Here is a 16,377-nt window from a genome sequence, read left to right on the forward strand (position 1 = left end):
GATGTATGCAGAAAGTAACGGAGGATGGCTGCGTTCAGGCCAGGTGTGCGGCGACCCAGTCGGGCACGGCGGCCAGCGCGGCCTGCAGCGCAGGCCCGTCCTCGCCACCGCCCTGGGCCATGTCCGGCCGACCTCCGCCCTTGCCGCCGACCTGTGCCGCCACCGCCGAGAGCAGCTCGCCGGCCCTGATGCGTCCGAGCGCCGCGCCGCTGACGCCGGCGACCAGGGCCGCGCGCCCATCGCTGGCGCCGGCCAGCAGCACCACGGCATCGCCAAGCTGCTGCTTGCAGCGGTCCAGTGCATCGCGCAGCGCACGTGCGTCGAGGCCCTCGATGCGCGCGGCCAGCACCTTGATCCCGCCCACCTCCACCGCGCCGGCCGACAGGTCGGCGGTCGCGCTGCTGGCGGCGCGCGCCTTCAGGGTGTCCAGCTCGCGCTCGAGCTTCTTCTGTCGATCGAGGAGTGCGCGGAGCTTGTCGGCAACCTCGGCCGTCGTGCCACCGAGGAGGCGCGCGGCCTCTTCGAGCCGGGCCTCCTCGCGCGCAACGTGTTCCAGCGCGGCGCGGCCGGTGACGGCCTCGACGCGGCGCACGCCGGCGGAGACACCGCCCTCGGACACCAGCTTGAACAGTCCGATCTCGCCGGTGCGCCCGACGTGGGTGCCGCCGCAGAGCTCGACCGAACCGCCCATCCTGACCACGCGTACGCGCTCGCCGTATTTCTCGCCGAACAGCGCGATGGCGCCGGCGTCGATCGCGTCCTGCATGCCCATCTCGCGGATCTCGACCCCGTGGTCGGCGCGGACCTCGTCGTTGACGCTGAGCTCGATGTCGCGCAGCTCGGCGGCGCTGATCGGCTCGAAATGCGAGAAGTCGAAGCGCAGCCGGTCGGGCGCGACCAGCGAACCCTTCTGTGCCACGTGCGTGCCCAGCCGCTCGCGCAGCGCGCCGTGCAGCAGGTGGGTGGCGCTGTGGTTGAGCACGATGGTGCCGCGACGCGCGGCATCGACCCTGCCGCCCAGCCGATCGCCGACGGCAAGCGTTCCCGCCTGCAGCTCGCCGACGTGGCCGTGGAACTGGCCGGCGAACTTGCGGGTGTCGTCGACGCGGAACACGGTTCCGGGGCGCCCGGCGCCTGCAGCGTCTGGCACGCCCGGCCCGTCCGCGTTCCCGGAAGCCAGGCTGCCGGTGTCGCCGACCTGCCCGCCGGACTCCGCATAGAACGGCGTGCGGTCGAGGAGGACGATCGCCTCGTCGCCGGCATCGATGCGCTCGACCGGAACCCCGGCGCGCAGGATGGCGACGACCTCGAGCCCTTCGGCCTCGACCTGGTCATATCCGAGGAAGCCTGTGGGCGCGATCCGCGCCACGAGCTCGGCCGGCAGCGTCGTGCCGCCGCCGAACTTGCCGGCCGCGCGCGCGGTCTCGCGCTGCTCGGCCATTGCGGCGTCGAAGCCCGCGGTGTCGACGCCCATGCCGCGCTCGCGCGCCATGTCGGCGGTCAGGTCCAGGGGGAATCCGTAGGTGTCGTAGAGGCGGAAGGCATCGGCACCCGGGATCACGCCGTTTGAAGCGGGACCGGCGCTGCGGGCCGCGACTTCGTCGAAGATGCGCATGCCACTGTCCAGGGTCTCGGCAAAGCGCTCTTCTTCCGCGAGCAGCGCGCGCTCCACCAGCGCGCGCTGCTCGCGCAGCACCGGATAGGCCTCGCCCATCTGCGTATCGAGGGTGGCGACGAGGCGGTGGAAGAACGGCTGGCGCACGCCCAGCATCCAGCCATGGCGCAGCGCGCGGCGGATGATCCGGCGCAGCACGTAGCCGCGGCCTTCGTTCGAGGGCAGCACGCCGTCGGCGACCAGGAAGCTGCAGGCGCGGATGTGGTCCGCGATCACGCGCAGCGACTTGTTGCCGAGGTCGGCGGTGCCGGTCAGCCGTGCGGCCTCGGCGATCAGCGCCTGGAACAGGTCGATCTCGTAGTTGCCGTGCACGCCCTGCAGCACCGCGGCCAGACGCTCCAGGCCCATGCCGGTGTCGACGCAGGGCGCCGGCAGCGGGTCGAGGCGGCCGTCGGGCTGGCGGTCGAACTGCATGAACACCAGGTTCCAGATCTCGATGTAGCGGTCGCCGTCCTCGTCGGGCGAGCCCGGCGGGCCACCGGCGATGTGGGCGCCGTGGTCGTAGAAGATCTCGGTGCAGGGACCACAGGGGCCGGTGTCGGCCATCTGCCAGAAGTTGTCGGAGGCGAACGGCGCGCCCTTGTTGTCGCCGATGCGGATGATGCGGTCTTCGGGCACGCCGATCACGTCGCGCCAGATGCCGTGGGCCTCGTCATCGGTGTGGTAGACGGTGACCACCAGGCGCTCGGCCGGGATATTCCACACCTCCGTCAGCAACTCCCAGGCCCAGGCAATGGCGTCGCGCTTGAAGTAGTCGCCGAACGACCAGTTGCCCAGCATCTCGAAGAAGGTGTGGTGTCGCGCGGTGTAGCCGACCTGGTCGAGGTCGTTGTGCTTGCCGCCGGCGCGCAGGCAGCGCTGGACGTCGGCCGCGCGCACATAGCTGCGCTTCTCCGCGCCCAGGAACACGTCCTTGAACTGGACCATGCCCGAGTTGGTGAACAGCAGGGTCGGATCGTTGCCGGGCACCAGCGGGGCGGAGGGCACGATCGTGTGGCCACGGCCGCTGAAGAAGTCGAGGAAGTCACGGCGGATGTCGGCCGTGGTCGGGCGTGCGGGAGTCGGTTCGGAGGGCATGGAGGCTGCAGGCAGGGTGGGGGCGCAGCCGCGCCGGCGCCCTGCCGGCCTCGGCCTGCGCGGGTGCCGGGCGCTGGCGCTCGGGTCCCCGTTAGGTTAGCAGGCCGGGCAGATCCAGAGGCTCCCCGCCCCCCCAGCGGTCAGGCGTCGTCGAAGTCGAAGGCGGTGGCCGCGCGCACGGTGTCGCCGTCGAAACCGCGGCGGAACAGGAAGTCGGCGGCCTTGCGCCGCAGCGCCGGGTCGTCGACCACGCCGGCACCATGCCGGCGCTCCACCAGGCCGCGGGCCATCGTCCGCCAGTCGTCATCGCCGGACTCGGACAGTGCGTCGAAGGCCGCCTGGACCAGATCCTGGCCCAGGCCATGGGTCGACAGCTCGGCGCGGATCCTGAGCGGCCCGTATCCGGCCAGTGCGCGCGAGCGCGCCAGTCCGGTGGCGAAGCGCGCGTCGTCCTGCCAGCCCGCCTCCGCCATGCGTGCGACGGTGGCCGCGGCCTCGTCGCCGTCCACTCCGCGCGCTTCGAGCTTGCGCGCGAGCTCCTTGCGCGAATGCTCGCGCCGGACCAGCAGGCCCATCGCCCGCTGGCCGGGCGTGGGCTCCGGCCGACGCCTGCGCTCCGGCGCGGACGTCCCCTCCCCGGCTCCCTCGGCGGAGCCGGAGCCGGAGTCGACGCCCGAGCCAGAACCGGTGCCGCGGCGACGGCGGCCGAAGCTGCCGGCCCCGCCCATGCTCAGGCCCTGGCGCCCCGGCCGCGCTTGGCGACCGTCGCGCCCTCGCCTTCGCCTTCATCCTCGGCGCCGGCATCGTCATCCTCCACGACGGCGGCGGCCGCACCCTGGAGCGGCGCCATCCTCGCGCGCAGCTCGGCCTCCAGGCGCTCGGCCACCGCGACGTTCTCCTTGAGGTACTGGCGGGCATTCTCCTTGCCCTGGCCGATGCGCTCGTCGCCGTAGCTGTACCAGGCGCCGGCCTTCTCCACGAGCTTGGCATCCACGGCCATGTCGATCAGCTCGCCCTCGCGGCTGATGCCCTCGCCGTAGAGGATCTCGGTGATGACCTGCTTGAACGGCGGCGCCATCTTGTTCTTGACCACCTTGATGCGGGTCTGGTTGCCGATGATCTCGTCGCCCTTCTTGATCGCGCCGATGCGGCGGATGTCCAGGCGCACCGAGGCGTAGAACTTGAGCGCGTTGCCACCGGTGGTGGTCTCCGGGCTCTGGCCCGGCATCATGATGCCGATCTTGTGGCGCAGCTGGTTGATGAAGACCACCAGGCAGTTGCTGCGCTTGATGTTGCCGGTCAGCTTGCGCAGCGCCTGGCTCATCAGGCGCGCCTGCAGGCCGGGGAGCTGGTCGCCCATCTCGCCCTCGATCTCAGCCTTGGGCGTCAGCGCGGCGACCGAGTCGACCACCACCATGTCGACGGCGTTCGAGCGCACCAGCATGTCGGCGATTTCCAGCGCCTGCTCGCCGGTGTCCGGCTGCGAGACCAGGAGGTCGTCGACGTTGACGCCCAGCTTCTGCGCATAAGTGGGATCGAGCGCGTGCTCGGCGTCGATGAAGGCCGCGGTGCCGCCCTGCTTCTGGCACTGGGCGATGGCCTGCAGGGTGAGCGTGGTCTTGCCCGACGACTCCGGGCCGTAGACCTCGACCACGCGGCCCTTGGGCAGGCCACCGATGCCGAGCGCGACGTCGAGCAGCAGCGAGCCGGTGGGGATCACCGGGATGACTTCGGCGACGCGGTCGCCCATGCGCATCACCGAGCCCTTGCCGTACTGCTTCTCGATCTGGCCCAGTGCGGCGGAAAGCGCGCGCTTCTTGTTCTCGTCCATCGTGGTGTCCTCAGCTCGTGTATTCGGGAATGGAATCAGTGTGCAGGCAGGTGGTCGCAGGGACTGCGACCTGGAATGCCGATCCAGATTGAAGGGTGGAAACCGGGCCGGGCAGCGGGTGATGGCCCGTGCCGGCGTGGGTGGAAGGCGGTCGCGGCTGTAGCCGCTCCTGCAGGTGGGGCGCAGTCGCCAGGCAAGGGCTGCCTGGCGGGCCGGCAGCCGCTCACCGGTTCGGCCTCACCAGGCCGCAGTAGAGGCCTTCGATCGCGAAGTCCTGGCCAGGCGCGACCTCGATCGGCTCGTAGTCCGGGTTGCGCGGCAGCAGGCGGATCCGGTCCTTGCCGACCTTCAGCAGCTTGACGGTGATCTCGTCGTCGATGCGGGCGATGACGATCTGGCCCGAACGCGCGTCGGCGGTACGGTGCACCCCGATCAGGTCGCCGTCGAAGATGCCTTCGTCGCGCATGGAGTCGCCGCGCACGCGCAGCAGGTAGTCCGGCGCCGGCGAGAAGAACGCGCGGTCCATCAGCACCATCTGCTCGCTGCCGATGTCGGCGCCGATGGGGACGCCGGCCGCCACCTGGCCCAGGACGGGGAGTTCCAGAACGTCCATGCCGCGTCCTGTTGGAGAGGCTGCAGCCGCGATTCCCGATCTGGCGGTCGCATCACCGGCGATCGCGGCCGTAGCCGCTCCTACAGAGGCGGCGGGGTCCGCGGCGGGCGCGCGCAGCACGCGGATGCCCCGCGCGCGGCCCGGAACGCGTTCGATCGCGCCGGCGGCCTCGAGCGCTTCGAGGTGGTACTGCGCGGCCCGCACGCTGCTGAAGCCGAAGGCGCGTGCGATCTCGGCCTGGGAAGGCGGCATGCCCTCCTCCGCGATGCGCTCGGCGATCAGGGCCAGGACGGCCTGCTGGGTGTCGGTGATGTCCATGGTTAGTAGTAATACTACTAACGAGATCCGGAATCAACGCCTGTGGGCGCCCTTCCAGATCGAATAGACGATCCACACCCCCAGCGCCGCCGCGCCGACGAAGCCCGCCACCCCCAGCGCCATCAGCCACTGGTTGCGCGCCCCGCCACCGACGCTGTTCATCACGATCGAGGAGCCGATGATCAGCGCCGCGGTGATCACCCCCATCGTCAACCGGCTGGCCGCGCGGTCGATGCGATCGCCGAAGGCGTCGAGGGTGGGAATGTCGATGCGCGCGCCCAGCCGGCCGCCGCGGGCGGCGCGCAGCAGCCGCCGAAGGTCGCGCGGCAGCTCGGCGCCGAATTCCAGCATGCCGGCCAGCCCGCGGCGCCCGCGCTTCGCCAGCACCGACGGCGCATAGCGCCGCAGCATCACGCGCTCCAGCCACGGCCTGGCTTCGGTCGCCATGTCGAAGTCCGGATCGAGCTGGCGCCCGAAGCCTTCCAGGGTCAGGAAGGCCTTGATCACCAGCGCCAGGTCCGGCGGCAGCACCAGGCCGTGGGCACGCAGCAGGCCCGCGGCATCGGACAGCATCGTGCCCATGCGCAGGTCCTTGAGCGGCACGCCGCGGTAGCGGTCGACCAGGGTGGCGGTGTCGGACTCCAGCCGCTCCTCGTCGACCTCGCCGCCGATGCTCCAGTGCAGCAGGATGTCGGCCACCGCTTCCGCGTCCTGCACCACCATGCCGTGCAGCAGGCGCGCGATCTCCAGCCGACGGCGGTCGCCGAGGTGGCCGACCATGCCGAAGTCGATGATCGCGATGCGCCCGTCGCGCAGGAAGAAGAGGTTCCCGGGATGTGGATCGGCATGGAACAGCCCGTCCTCGAGCAGCATCTCCAGCACGATGCCGGTGCCCGCCCGCGCCAGCGCGGTGCGGTCCAGGCCCGCCGCGTCCACCGCGGCCAGGTCGCCGGCGGGGATGCCGTCGATGAAGTCCTGGACGTTGAGCCGCTCGCAGGTCCACTGCCAGTGCACCCGCGGGATCACCACGCCGGCATCGGCGGAGAAGTTGGCGGCGATGCGCTCGGCGTTGCGGCACTCGGCGGCGAAGTCGAGCTCGCGGCGCAGTGAATCGCGGAACTGCCGGACCACCTCCACCGGCCGGTAGCGCCGGAGGTCCGGCAGCTGCGACTCGATCATGTCCGCCAGCCGGGCCATCAACCGCAGGTCCGCCTCGACCACGCCGACGATGCCGGGGCGGCGCACCTTGAGGATCACCGCGGTGCTGTCGTGCAGCCAGGCGCGATGCGCCTGGGCGAGCGACGCCGCGGCCACCGGCACCGTCTCCACGCGGGCAAAGGCCTGTTCGGGATCCATGCCCAGGTCTTCCACCAGTTGCGGACGGATCGCCTCCCACGGCAGCGCCGGCACCGCGTTCTGCAGCAGGCCCAGTTCGGCGATCCAGTCCGGCGGCAGCAGGTCCACGCGCGTGCCCAGCACCTGGCCGAGCTTGACGAAGGTGGGGCCGAGTTCCTGCAGCGCGGAGCGCAGGCGCCGCGGCGGGGTCATGTCGCGTCGCGCCTCGCCCGGATCCCGGTGCAGCAGGCGCCCGGCCCGCTCGAGCGCGCCGGCGATGCCGCTGCGCCGCACCAGGTCGCCGAAGCCGTGGCGCACGAAGACGCTGGCGATTTCCTGCAGCCGGCCCAGATCGCGGACACCCGCGAGGGCGTCGAGCATGGTCACCGGCGGCCCTCCCGGACGGCAGGACCGGAGGGCACGGGACAGGCGTGGCCAAGGGTCATCGCGCAACTATACCGGCGGTACCCGTTGCCTCGCGGAAGCGCGCGGACCCGACAGGATGCGTTCCCTGCCCCCGCCCTGCCCGCACGATCAGAACAGCCGCTCCAACCCCGACAGCGCCTCCACCACGGTCCGCCGGCGCACCGCGTCGCGGTCGCCGGCGAACTGGAAGACCTGCGCCTGCGGATAGCCGCCGCGCCGCTTCCAGGCGATCCAGACCGTTCCCACCGGCTTGTCCTCGGTGCCGCCGCCGGGGCCGGCGATCCCGGTGACCGCCACCGCCACCGTGGCGCCGGAATGCACCAGGGCGCCGGAGACCATCTCGATCACGGTCTCGCGGCTGACCGCGCCATGTTCTTCCAGCGTCTGCGGGCGCACGCCCAGCAGCGCCTGCTTGGCCTCGTAGCTGTACACCGCCATGCCGCAGTCGAACCAGGCCGAGGAGCCGGCGATGTCGGTGACCACCTTGGCGATCCAGCCGCCGGTGCAGCTTTCGGCGGTGACCAGCATGTCGCGGTTGGCCTGCAGGCGGGCGCCGGTGTCGTGCGCAAGCTGTGCGAGGGCCTCGTCGCTGGAGACGTGCATGGCGTGGTTCCGGGGGAGGGTGTGCGCAGTATCGGCGGTGGGCGCCGGGTTTGTCGCGCGCGACCGGAACGGAAACGGCCCGCGTGTGCGGGCCGTCGGGTCGTGCAGGGACCGCCTGGATCAGAAGTAGTTGACCCGGAACGTCACGCCGTAGGTCCGCGGAGCGCCGAGGAAGGCGTTCCACGAGCCGGCCTGGATCGGCGCGTCGATGCCCACCTGCTTGTAGGTCTCGTCGGTCAGGTTCTGGCCCCAGAACTCGACCATCCAGCGCTTGTCCTGGCGACCGAAGCCGATGCGCGCGTTGAGCAGGGTGTAGGCCTCCTGCTCCTTCTGCGGATCGAGGTCGGAGCCGGTGTTGTAGTCGGACATGTACTTGGCGCCGATGTTGAAGCGGCCCAGGTAGTTGGCACCGAAATCCCACTCGTAGGTGGCCGACGCGTTGCCCGACCACTTCGGCGCGAAGCTCATCTGGTTGCCGGGCAGCAGCGCCAGGTCGGCGTCGGGCAGCAGGTCGTCGCCATACTCGGTTTCGGCATACGTCAGGCCACCCTGCAGCATCAGGCCCTGCATGGGGGTCTGCCACATCAGGTCCAGTTCGACGCCGCGCGACACCACCTCCGGGATCGAGCGCACCACGAAGCTCGTGCCGAGGAAGCTGTTGAGCTGGAAGTCCTTGTAGTCCTGGTAGAACAACGCCGCGTTGAGCAGCAGGTTGCCCTCGGCCCAGGTGCTCTTGGCACCGAGTTCGAAGCTGCTGACGAACTCGCCGGGGAACGAGGTGTCGTCGACCGGGAGGATCCCCTGGACGCCGCTCGACAGGCCGTTGGACGACTGCACGCGGTCGAGGTTGAAGCCGCCGGCCTTGTAGCCGCGCGCGACCGAGGCATAGGTCATGACGTCGTCGGACCAGTCGTAGGCGACCTTCACCGTGCCCGACCACTCCTTCTCGGTCCGCGACTGCTCGACGTCGCGGCCGTTGTGGGCGATGTTGGCCCAGGGCAGGCACATGAAGCCGGCCACCTGCGGGGCGACCACCGGCACCAGGGCGCCGAGCAGCTGCTGCTGCAGCCCCGGTGGCAGCAGGGCGAAGTTGTTGATGCGCTGCGCCAGCGCCCCGCCCACGCGCGCGGCCGGATTGGCCAGCGTGGAGCCGCAGCCGATGCTGCCGTTGGGATTGCTGTAGACCGAGTGCAGCTCCTTCTTCTCGTGCGTGTAGCGCAGGCCCAGGGTGATGTCGAGCGCGTCGGTGGCGTGGAAGGTGTTGTTGGTGAAGATCGCGGTGGTGCGTGCGTTCTGGTCGTGCCGGTCCAGCGCCGCCAGTCCCTGGTAGTTGGTTCCGAAGGGCCGGCCCGACACCTGCGAGAGGAAGGTCGCGGGATTGGCCTGGTTCACCGTCAGCCCCAGCGGCGCCAGCTGCGCGGCCACGGCGCCCAGCACCTGGGTGCCCACGAGGGTCGACAGATACGGCTCGTAGGCGGCACCGAAGCGGTAGGAGTCGTTGCGGTCCAGGTCCTCGTCGGAATAGAAGAAGCCCACCATCCAGTCGAGGCGATCGGTCGAGCCGGTCAGGCGCAGCTCCTGGCTGAAGGTCTCGAAGCGCGTCAGCGACTCGTCGGCGTCCGGCGCGCGATACAGGATGTCGGCGCCGCTGTAGTCGAAGTCGAGGCCGTTGATCGCCTGCCAGTCGCGGAAGGCGGTGATCGAGGTCAGGGTGGCGTTGCCGAACCAGGACGAGTCCCAGTCCACCTGCATCGACACGCCCTTGTCCTTGAGGTCCTGCTCGGTCGAACGGTTGGAGTAGGCCAGGCGGCGCTCCGGGTCCGCGGTCGGGATGATGCCCTCGCCGCCCGGCGTCAGCGCGTTGATGATCGCGGCCGTCGGGCCGCGCTGCGTGGTCACCGTGACGCAGCAGTTCTCCTCGCGGCTGCTGTAGTCGGCGCTGAAGTTGATGTCGAGCGTGTCGGTGGGTTCGAGCAGCAGCTGGCCGCGCACGGTGTGGTAGTTCTGGTCGCCGTCGTCGGTCGCCTTGCGCGGGCCGCCGCCGGTCCGGACCTCGTCGACGCCGTCGCGGTCGCGCTTGGCCGCGAACACGCGGAAGGCGGCGCGATCACCCAGCGCGTCGTTGTAGCCGCCGGACACGCCGATCAGCCCGTAGTTGCCGGCGGTGATCTCCGCTTCGGCGCTCTGCGAATAGCTGGGGCGACGGGTGACCACGTTGATCACGCCGGCCGAGGTGTTCTTGCCGAAGACCGTGCCCTGCGGGCCCTTCAGCACCTCGATGCGCTCGACCTCGCCCAGGTCGCCGAAGCCGACGCTGTTGCGCGAGCGGTAGACGCCGTCGATCACCACACCGACCGAGGATTCCAGGCCGGCGTTGTCGCCGACGGTGCCGATGCCGCGGATGCGCGCGGTGGTCTGCGCCGCGGACTGGGTACTGGTCACGGTCAGGCCGGGCACCAGCACCTGCATGTCCTTGATGTCGCGAACCCCGGTGTCCTGGAGCAGCTGCGCGTCGAGGACGTTGACGACGATCGGCACGTCCTGCAGGGCCTCCTCGCGTTTCTGCGCGGTGACCGTGATGCCGGCGAGCGTGGTGGGCCGGTCCTCGACCGCGGGCGTGGCGTCCTGGGCGTGGGCCGTGGACAGCAGGGCGGGACTTGCGAGGATGGCGAGAAGCGCGGTGGCGAGCGCGTGGCGTTGCGGATGGCCTGAGACCATGGTGTCCCCCTACGGATGGATGTCATCGACGTCGGTGCGACCGCTGCCATGGCACGCGCCATCAGACAGATGCGCCGGGCCTGCGTGGGGGGACTGGCCGGGCGCTGCGGTATCGCAACCTTGCGCCGGACGCTAGCACACTTCCGGACGCATGCGTATGTGCGTTCCACTCCCGGCGCGGCGCGTTCACCACGCGCCTGGCGGAGCGGGCGACAATATCCGGATGGCCGTCCATGCAGCCCCCCTTCCCGCCGCGGGCCATGCCCGTCCCACGGTCGAATCGATGCCGGATCCGAGGCTTGCCACCGACTGGGCGCGCCGCGTCGACGCGCTGTCCGACGAGGTCCGGGCGGTGCTGGCGGTGGTCGTGGCCGAGGGCGGCCAGGTCGTGGCCGACCATTTCTATGGCGACATGCTGGAAGACCCCCGGGCCTCGCGCTACCTCAACGTCGACCAGGTGCGCGAGCGCCTGAAGCCGTCGCTGCAGCGCTGGCTGGTGGCGCTGCTGTCGGCCCGCGCCGGCGACGTCAACGCGCTGCAGGCCACCCAGGAGCACGTCGGCCAGGTCCACGCGCGCATCGGCATCCCGGTCGACCTGGTGGCGCGCGGCGGCCGCATGCTCAAGGACGACCTCCACGCCGGGATCCGCCGGCACGCCGGCAGCGAAGCGCTGGCGATCGACGCGATCCTGTGCGCGAACGGCCTGGTCGACATCGCGCTGGAGTCGATGACGCGCGCCTACACCCGCTCGCGCGAGGCTGCCGGCCAGGTCGACGGCGCCTTCCGCCTGTTCTCGCTGATCCAGAACATCGGCACGGAGCGCGAGCGCCAGCGCGCGTTGCTGCTGACCTGGGAGAACGCACTGATCTACGCGCTGATGTCCGAGCACCCGGGCGCGGCCACGCCGCTGCAGATCTCCAACTCCGAGTTCGGCCTGTGGTTCCTGCACAAGGGCATGGCGAGCTTCGGCGACACCGCCGAGACCCGCGAGGTGAACCTGATCGCCGCGCGCATCGACAGCACCCTGCGCGCGCGCCTGCCCCAAGCGCTGACCCATGCCGACCGCCGCGAGCTGCTCGACGAACTGCGCGTCGGCGCCGACGCCATCCGCAGCCTGGTGTCGATGATGTTCGACGGCATCGGCGACCTGGAATCGGGCCGCGACGCCCTCACCCGGCTGCTCAACCGCCGCTTCCTGCCGACCATCCTGCGCCGCGAGATCGCGCTGCAGGCCAATACCGGGCGCCAGTTCGCGGTGCTCATGCTCGACCTCGACCACTTCAAGTCGATCAACGACACCCACGGCCACGAGGCCGGTGATCGCGCGCTGAAGCACGTCGCCGCGCTGCTGGTGGAGAACACCCGCGGCAGCGACTACCTGTTCCGCTACGGCGGCGAGGAGTTCGTGGTGGTGCTCGGCTCGGTGTCGCGCGAAGACGCGGTCGCGATCGCCGAAGGCCTGCGCAACGCCATCGCCCTGGCGCCGGTCGCCCTGGCCGACGGCAGCACGCTCCAGCTCACCGGCAGCATCGGCGTCGCGGTCCAGGACCGCCACCCCGACTACGAACGGGTCCTGGCCCGTGCGGACGCGGCCATGTACGCGGCCAAGCGCGGCGGCCGCGACCGCGTCGTGGTCGACGACGGCGGCCTGCCCGATCCGCCCGGCGCGCAGGCCCTGCGCCGCTGAGCGGAGCGCCCCGCCCGGCTACAATCCGGTGTCCTGCGCGCGCGCCGCGCGCACCCTGCACGCCGGACGCATGACGCTGGACAAGACGCCCGAACACACGCCCCTGATGAAGCAGTTCTTCGCCGCCAAGGCGGAGCACGCCGACGTGCTGCTGTTCTTCCGCATGGGCGACTTCTACGAGCTGTTCTTCGACGACGCGCGCAAGGCGGCCAGGCTGCTCGACATCACCCTGACCCAGCGCGGCAGCTCCGGCGGGCAGCCGATCCCGATGGCCGGCGTGCCGCACCATGCCGCCGAGGGCTATCTCGCGCGCCTGGTGGCGCTGGGCGAATCGGTCGCCATCTGCGAGCAGGTCGGTGACCCGGCCACCAGCAAGGGCCTGGTGGAGCGCAAGGTGGTGCGCATCGTCACGCCCGGCACGGTTACCGACGAGGCGCTGCTGTCGGAACGCCGCGACACCCTGCTGCTCGCGGTCAGCCGCGGCCGCGACGGCTATGGCCTGGCCTGGGCCGACCTGTCCGCCGGCCGCTTCCTCGCCAACGAGGTCACGGGTGACGACGCGCTGGAAGCCGAACTCGCCCGCCTCGACCCGGCCGAGCTGCTGCTGCCCGACGAGGAAGGCTGGCCGGCCTGCGCCACCTCGCGCAGCGGCCTGCGCCGGCGCGCGCCCTGGCTGTTCGACGCCGACAGCGGGCGCCGCCAGCTCCTGCGCTTCTTCGAACTGCACGACCTCACCGCCTTCGGCATCGACGACCGGCCGCAGGCGATCGCGGCGGCGGGCGCGCTGCTCGGCTACGTGGAGGAAACACAGAAGCAGCGCCTGCCCCACCTCACCTCGATCACGCTCGAGTCCAGCGACGGCGCGATCGCGATGAACGCGGCCACGCGCCGCCATCTCGAGCTCGACACGCGCGTCGACGGCGAGCAGAAGCACACCCTCCTCGGGGTGCTCGACAGCACGGTGACGCCGATGGGCGGGCGCCTGCTCCGGCGCTGGCTGCACCGGCCGCTGCGCGACCGGATCGTCGTCGGCGAGCGCCAGCACGCCGTGTCGGCCCTGCTCGACAGCGACGCCGGACGCGACCTGCGCGAGCGCTTCCGCGGGCTCGGCGACGTGGAGCGCATCCTCTCGCGCATCGCGCTGCGCTCGGCGCGGCCGCGCGACCTGTCCACGCTGCGCGATGCGCTGGGCATGCTGCCCGGCGTGCGCACGCTGCTGGGCCCGGTGGATTCGCCGCGCCTGCAGGCCCTGGTCGACGGTCTCGGCGAGCACGCCGCGCAGGCGGCACTGCTGGCCGACGCCCTGGTGGAACAGCCGCCGGTGCTGGCGCGGGACGGCGGGGTCTTTGCCGACGGCTTCGATGCGGAGCTGGCCGACCTGCGCCGGCTGTCGACCCATGCCGACCAGTTCCTGGTCGAGCTGGAGGCCCGCGAGCGCGAGGCCAGCGGCATCCCCACGCTCAAGGTCGGCTACAACCGCGTGCACGGCTATTACCTCGAGGTCGGCAAGGCGCACGCGGCCAGGGCGCCGACCCACTACACCCGGCGGCAGACGCTGGCCAACGCCGAGCGCTACATCACCGAGGAGCTGAAGGGCTTCGAGGACAAGGTGCTGTCCGCGCGCGAACGTGCGCTGGCCCGCGAGCGCCTGCTGTACGAGCAACTGCTGGACGAACTCAACCTGCACCTGGAGTCGCTGAAGCGCTGTGCCGGAGCGCTCGCCGAGCTCGACGTGCTGGCAGGCCTGGCCGAGCGCGCGCATGCGCTGGACTGGGCGCGGCCCGAGCTCGTCGACGCGCCCTGCCTGGAGATCGAGCGTGGCCGCCACCCGGTGGTCGAAGCGGTGCGCGACGAGCCCTTCGAGCCCAACGACCTGGTGCTCGGCGACGACCGCCGGATGCTGGTCATCACCGGGCCCAACATGGGCGGCAAGAGCACCTACATGCGCCAGAACGCGCTGATCGTGCTGCTGGCCCACATCGGAAGCTTCGTTCCCGCGGCGCGCGCGCGGATCGGCCCGATCGACCGCATCCTGACCCGGATCGGCGCGGGCGACGACCTCGCCCGCGGGCAGTCGACCTTCATGGTCGAGATGAGCGAGACCAGCCACATCCTGCACCATGCGACGGCGCAGTCGCTGGTGCTGATGGACGAGATCGGCCGCGGCACCTCGACCTACGACGGCCTGGCGCTCGCCGAGGCCTGCGCGCGCCACCTGGCCGGCCACAACCGCTGCTACACGCTGTTTGCGACCCACTACTTCGAACTCACGGCGCTGGCCGCGCCCGGCAGCGGCATCGCCAACGTGCACCTGGACGCCGTCGAGCACGGCGAGACGCTGGTCTTCATGCACGCGGTGAAGGAAGGCCCGGCCAACCGCAGCTTCGGGCTGCAGGTGGCGGCGCTGGCCGGGCTGCCGAGGCCGGTGCTGCGCCAGGCCCGCGGCCGCCTGGCCGAACTCGAGCAGCAGGGCCCGGCCGCCCGCCCGCCGCTGTCGGCCGAGGTGCTCGACGCGCCGCAGCAGTACGGCCTGTTCTCGCCCTCATCGGCCGCCCTTGACGCGCTCGCCGGCATCGATCCCGACGAACTCACGCCCAAGCAGGCGCTGGAAGCGCTGTACCGGCTGAAGGCGCTCACGTGACCGTCGGCGGCGAAGACGACAGGCCCCGCTCCGACCACGGCGGCCCCGCCGGCGTCCTGTCGTCATCCGTCCGCATCGACGCCCTCCTCACCGGGATCGCCGTGCCCTATACGCGCGCGGGCAGCCGCAGCGCCATCGCCAAGGCGCCGCGCAGCGGACCGGTGCACATCGGCAGCCTGGGCCTCGACGGCGACGAACAGGGCGACCCGCGCGTGCATGGCGGCGTCGACAAGGCCGTCCACCACTATCCGCGCGACCACTACGCGGCCTGGCGAACGGAGCTCGGCAACCTGCCGCTGCTGGCCGCGCCCGGTGCCTTCGGCGAGAACCTGAGCAGCGCTGGCCTGGACGAGGGCAGTGTCTGCCTGGGCGACCGGTTCTCGCTCGGCGGGGCGCTGCTGGAGGTGAGCCAGGGGCGGCAACCATGCTGGAAGCTCAATGACCGCTTCGGCGTGCGCGACATGGCGCGACGCGTGCAGGACACCGGCCGGACCGGCTGGTATTACCGCGTGCTGCAGCCGGGCCATGCCAGCACCGGCGACGTGCTGGAACTGGTCGAACGGCCCTGCCCCGGCTGGCCCCTGCGGCGCCTGATGCGGCTGCTGGCCGATCGCGTGCTCGACGCCGCTCAGCTGGCCGAGGCCCTGCAGCTCCCGTTGGTGCCGTCCTGGCGCACGGTGCTCGAGCGCCGCCTGGCGACGAGCCAGGTCGAGGACTGGACGCGGCGCATCGACGGGCCGGCGGACGGGTGACCCGCGCGCGGGGTCGCGCGTACGATCGGGGTCCCGGACGACAGGAGTGCTGACATGGCCATGCTCACCGACGATCTCGCCGCCCAGCTGCAGGGCGGCCCCGCCAGCCAGCTGGCCCAGCAGCTCGGCATCAGCCAGGAGCAGTCCTCGGCCGCGATCAAGGCGGCGCTGCCGCTGATCCTGGGCGCACTCGGCCGCAATGCCAGCCAGCCGCAGGGCGCACAGGCGCTGTTCGGCGCGCTGCAGAAGGACCACGCAGGCGTCGATCTCGGCAGCGTGCTGGGCGCGGTGCTGGGGGGCGCGCCGCAGGGCCGCCAGACCGACGGCGCGGGCATCCTCGGCCACATCTTCGGCGGCCAGCAGCCGCGCGCCGAGGCCGGCGTTGCCCAGGCCACGGGGCTCGGCCAAGGCCAGGCCGGCCAGCTGCTGCGGATCCTGGCGCCGATCGTGATGGCCTACCTCGCCAAGCGGATGATGTCCGGCGGGGGTTCGCAGCAACCGGCGGGCGCGCAGGCGCTGGGCGGGCTGCTGGGCCGGGAGCAGCAGGAGATCCGGCAGCAGGGCGGCCTGGGCGGCGGCCTGCTGGGTGCAGTGCTGGACCAGGACGGCGACGGCGAACTCGGCCTTGGCGACCTGGTGAAGCTGGGAGGACTGTTCGGGCGGAGATGATCATTAGGCGTGGCCTATCAATCGATTTCCAT

At 71.4% G+C, this 16,377-nt stretch carries 11 protein-coding genes; 4 read left to right on the forward strand and 7 right to left on the reverse strand.

The features are described from left to right. Positions 1 to 34 precede the first annotated feature (34 nt). The 7 genes from alaS to JG616_RS02815 all read right to left on the reverse strand — a co-directional run bounded on the left by alaS (position 35) and on the right by JG616_RS02815 (position 10,596). Positions 35 to 2,752 (reverse strand): alanine--tRNA ligase, encoded by a 2,718-nt coding sequence (gene alaS / locus JG616_RS02785; protein ID WP_199391613.1) that lies wholly within the window; start codon positions 2,750 to 2,752, stop codon positions 35 to 37. A gap of 140 nt (positions 2,753 to 2,892) precedes the next feature. Further along, a complete protein-coding gene (locus tag JG616_RS02790; protein ID WP_235972852.1) occupies positions 2,893 to 3,327 on the reverse strand; it encodes a regulatory protein RecX in 435 nt (144 codons plus the stop codon). Between the two features lie 155 nt (positions 3,328 to 3,482). After that, entirely contained in the window at positions 3,483 to 4,583 is a 1,101-nt protein-coding gene (recA, locus tag JG616_RS02795; protein ID WP_199361459.1) for a recombinase RecA, read from the reverse strand. Positions 4,584 to 4,806: 223 nt separating this feature from the next. After that, positions 4,807 to 5,514, reverse strand: a complete 708-nt coding sequence (lexA, locus tag JG616_RS02800; protein WP_199361458.1) for a transcriptional repressor LexA — start codon at positions 5,512 to 5,514, stop codon at positions 4,807 to 4,809. A 33-nt stretch (positions 5,515 to 5,547) separates the two neighbouring features. Next, positions 5,548 to 7,230 (reverse strand): AarF/UbiB family protein, encoded by a 1,683-nt coding sequence (locus JG616_RS02805; RefSeq protein ID WP_199391948.1) that lies wholly within the window; start codon positions 7,228 to 7,230, stop codon positions 5,548 to 5,550. 153 nt (positions 7,231 to 7,383) lie between these two features. Further along, positions 7,384 to 7,878, reverse strand: a complete 495-nt coding sequence (locus tag JG616_RS02810) for a CinA family protein (RefSeq protein WP_199361457.1) — start codon at positions 7,876 to 7,878, stop codon at positions 7,384 to 7,386. Between the two features lie 120 nt (positions 7,879 to 7,998). Beyond that, entirely contained in the window at positions 7,999 to 10,596 is a 2,598-nt protein-coding gene (locus JG616_RS02815) for a TonB-dependent receptor (RefSeq protein WP_199391615.1), read from the reverse strand. Between the two features lie 223 nt (positions 10,597 to 10,819). Between JG616_RS02815 and JG616_RS02820 the strand changes: the two genes are divergently transcribed. From JG616_RS02820 to JG616_RS02835, 4 genes are all read left to right on the forward strand, one after another. Further along, positions 10,820 to 12,283, forward strand: a complete 1,464-nt coding sequence (locus JG616_RS02820) for a GGDEF domain-containing protein (RefSeq protein ID WP_235972853.1) — start codon at positions 10,820 to 10,822, stop codon at positions 12,281 to 12,283. A 70-nt stretch (positions 12,284 to 12,353) separates the two neighbouring features. Beyond that, positions 12,354 to 14,924 carry a DNA mismatch repair protein MutS gene (mutS, locus tag JG616_RS02825; RefSeq protein WP_199391950.1) on the forward strand — a complete coding sequence of 857 codons (2,571 nt, stop codon included), beginning with the start codon at positions 12,354 to 12,356 and terminating at the stop codon, positions 14,922 to 14,924. Between the two features lie 56 nt (positions 14,925 to 14,980). Further along, entirely contained in the window at positions 14,981 to 15,676 is a 696-nt protein-coding gene (locus JG616_RS02830; protein WP_199391951.1) for an MOSC domain-containing protein, read from the forward strand. A 54-nt stretch (positions 15,677 to 15,730) separates the two neighbouring features. Then, positions 15,731 to 16,345, forward strand: coding sequence for a DUF937 domain-containing protein (locus tag JG616_RS02835; RefSeq protein WP_199361306.1), 615 nt, complete (start codon positions 15,731 to 15,733; stop codon positions 16,343 to 16,345). Positions 16,346 to 16,377 lie beyond the last annotated feature (32 nt).

It is taken from the genome of Luteimonas sp. MC1895 (assembly GCF_016457215.1).
Lineage (GTDB): Bacteria > Pseudomonadota > Gammaproteobacteria > Xanthomonadales > Xanthomonadaceae > Luteimonas.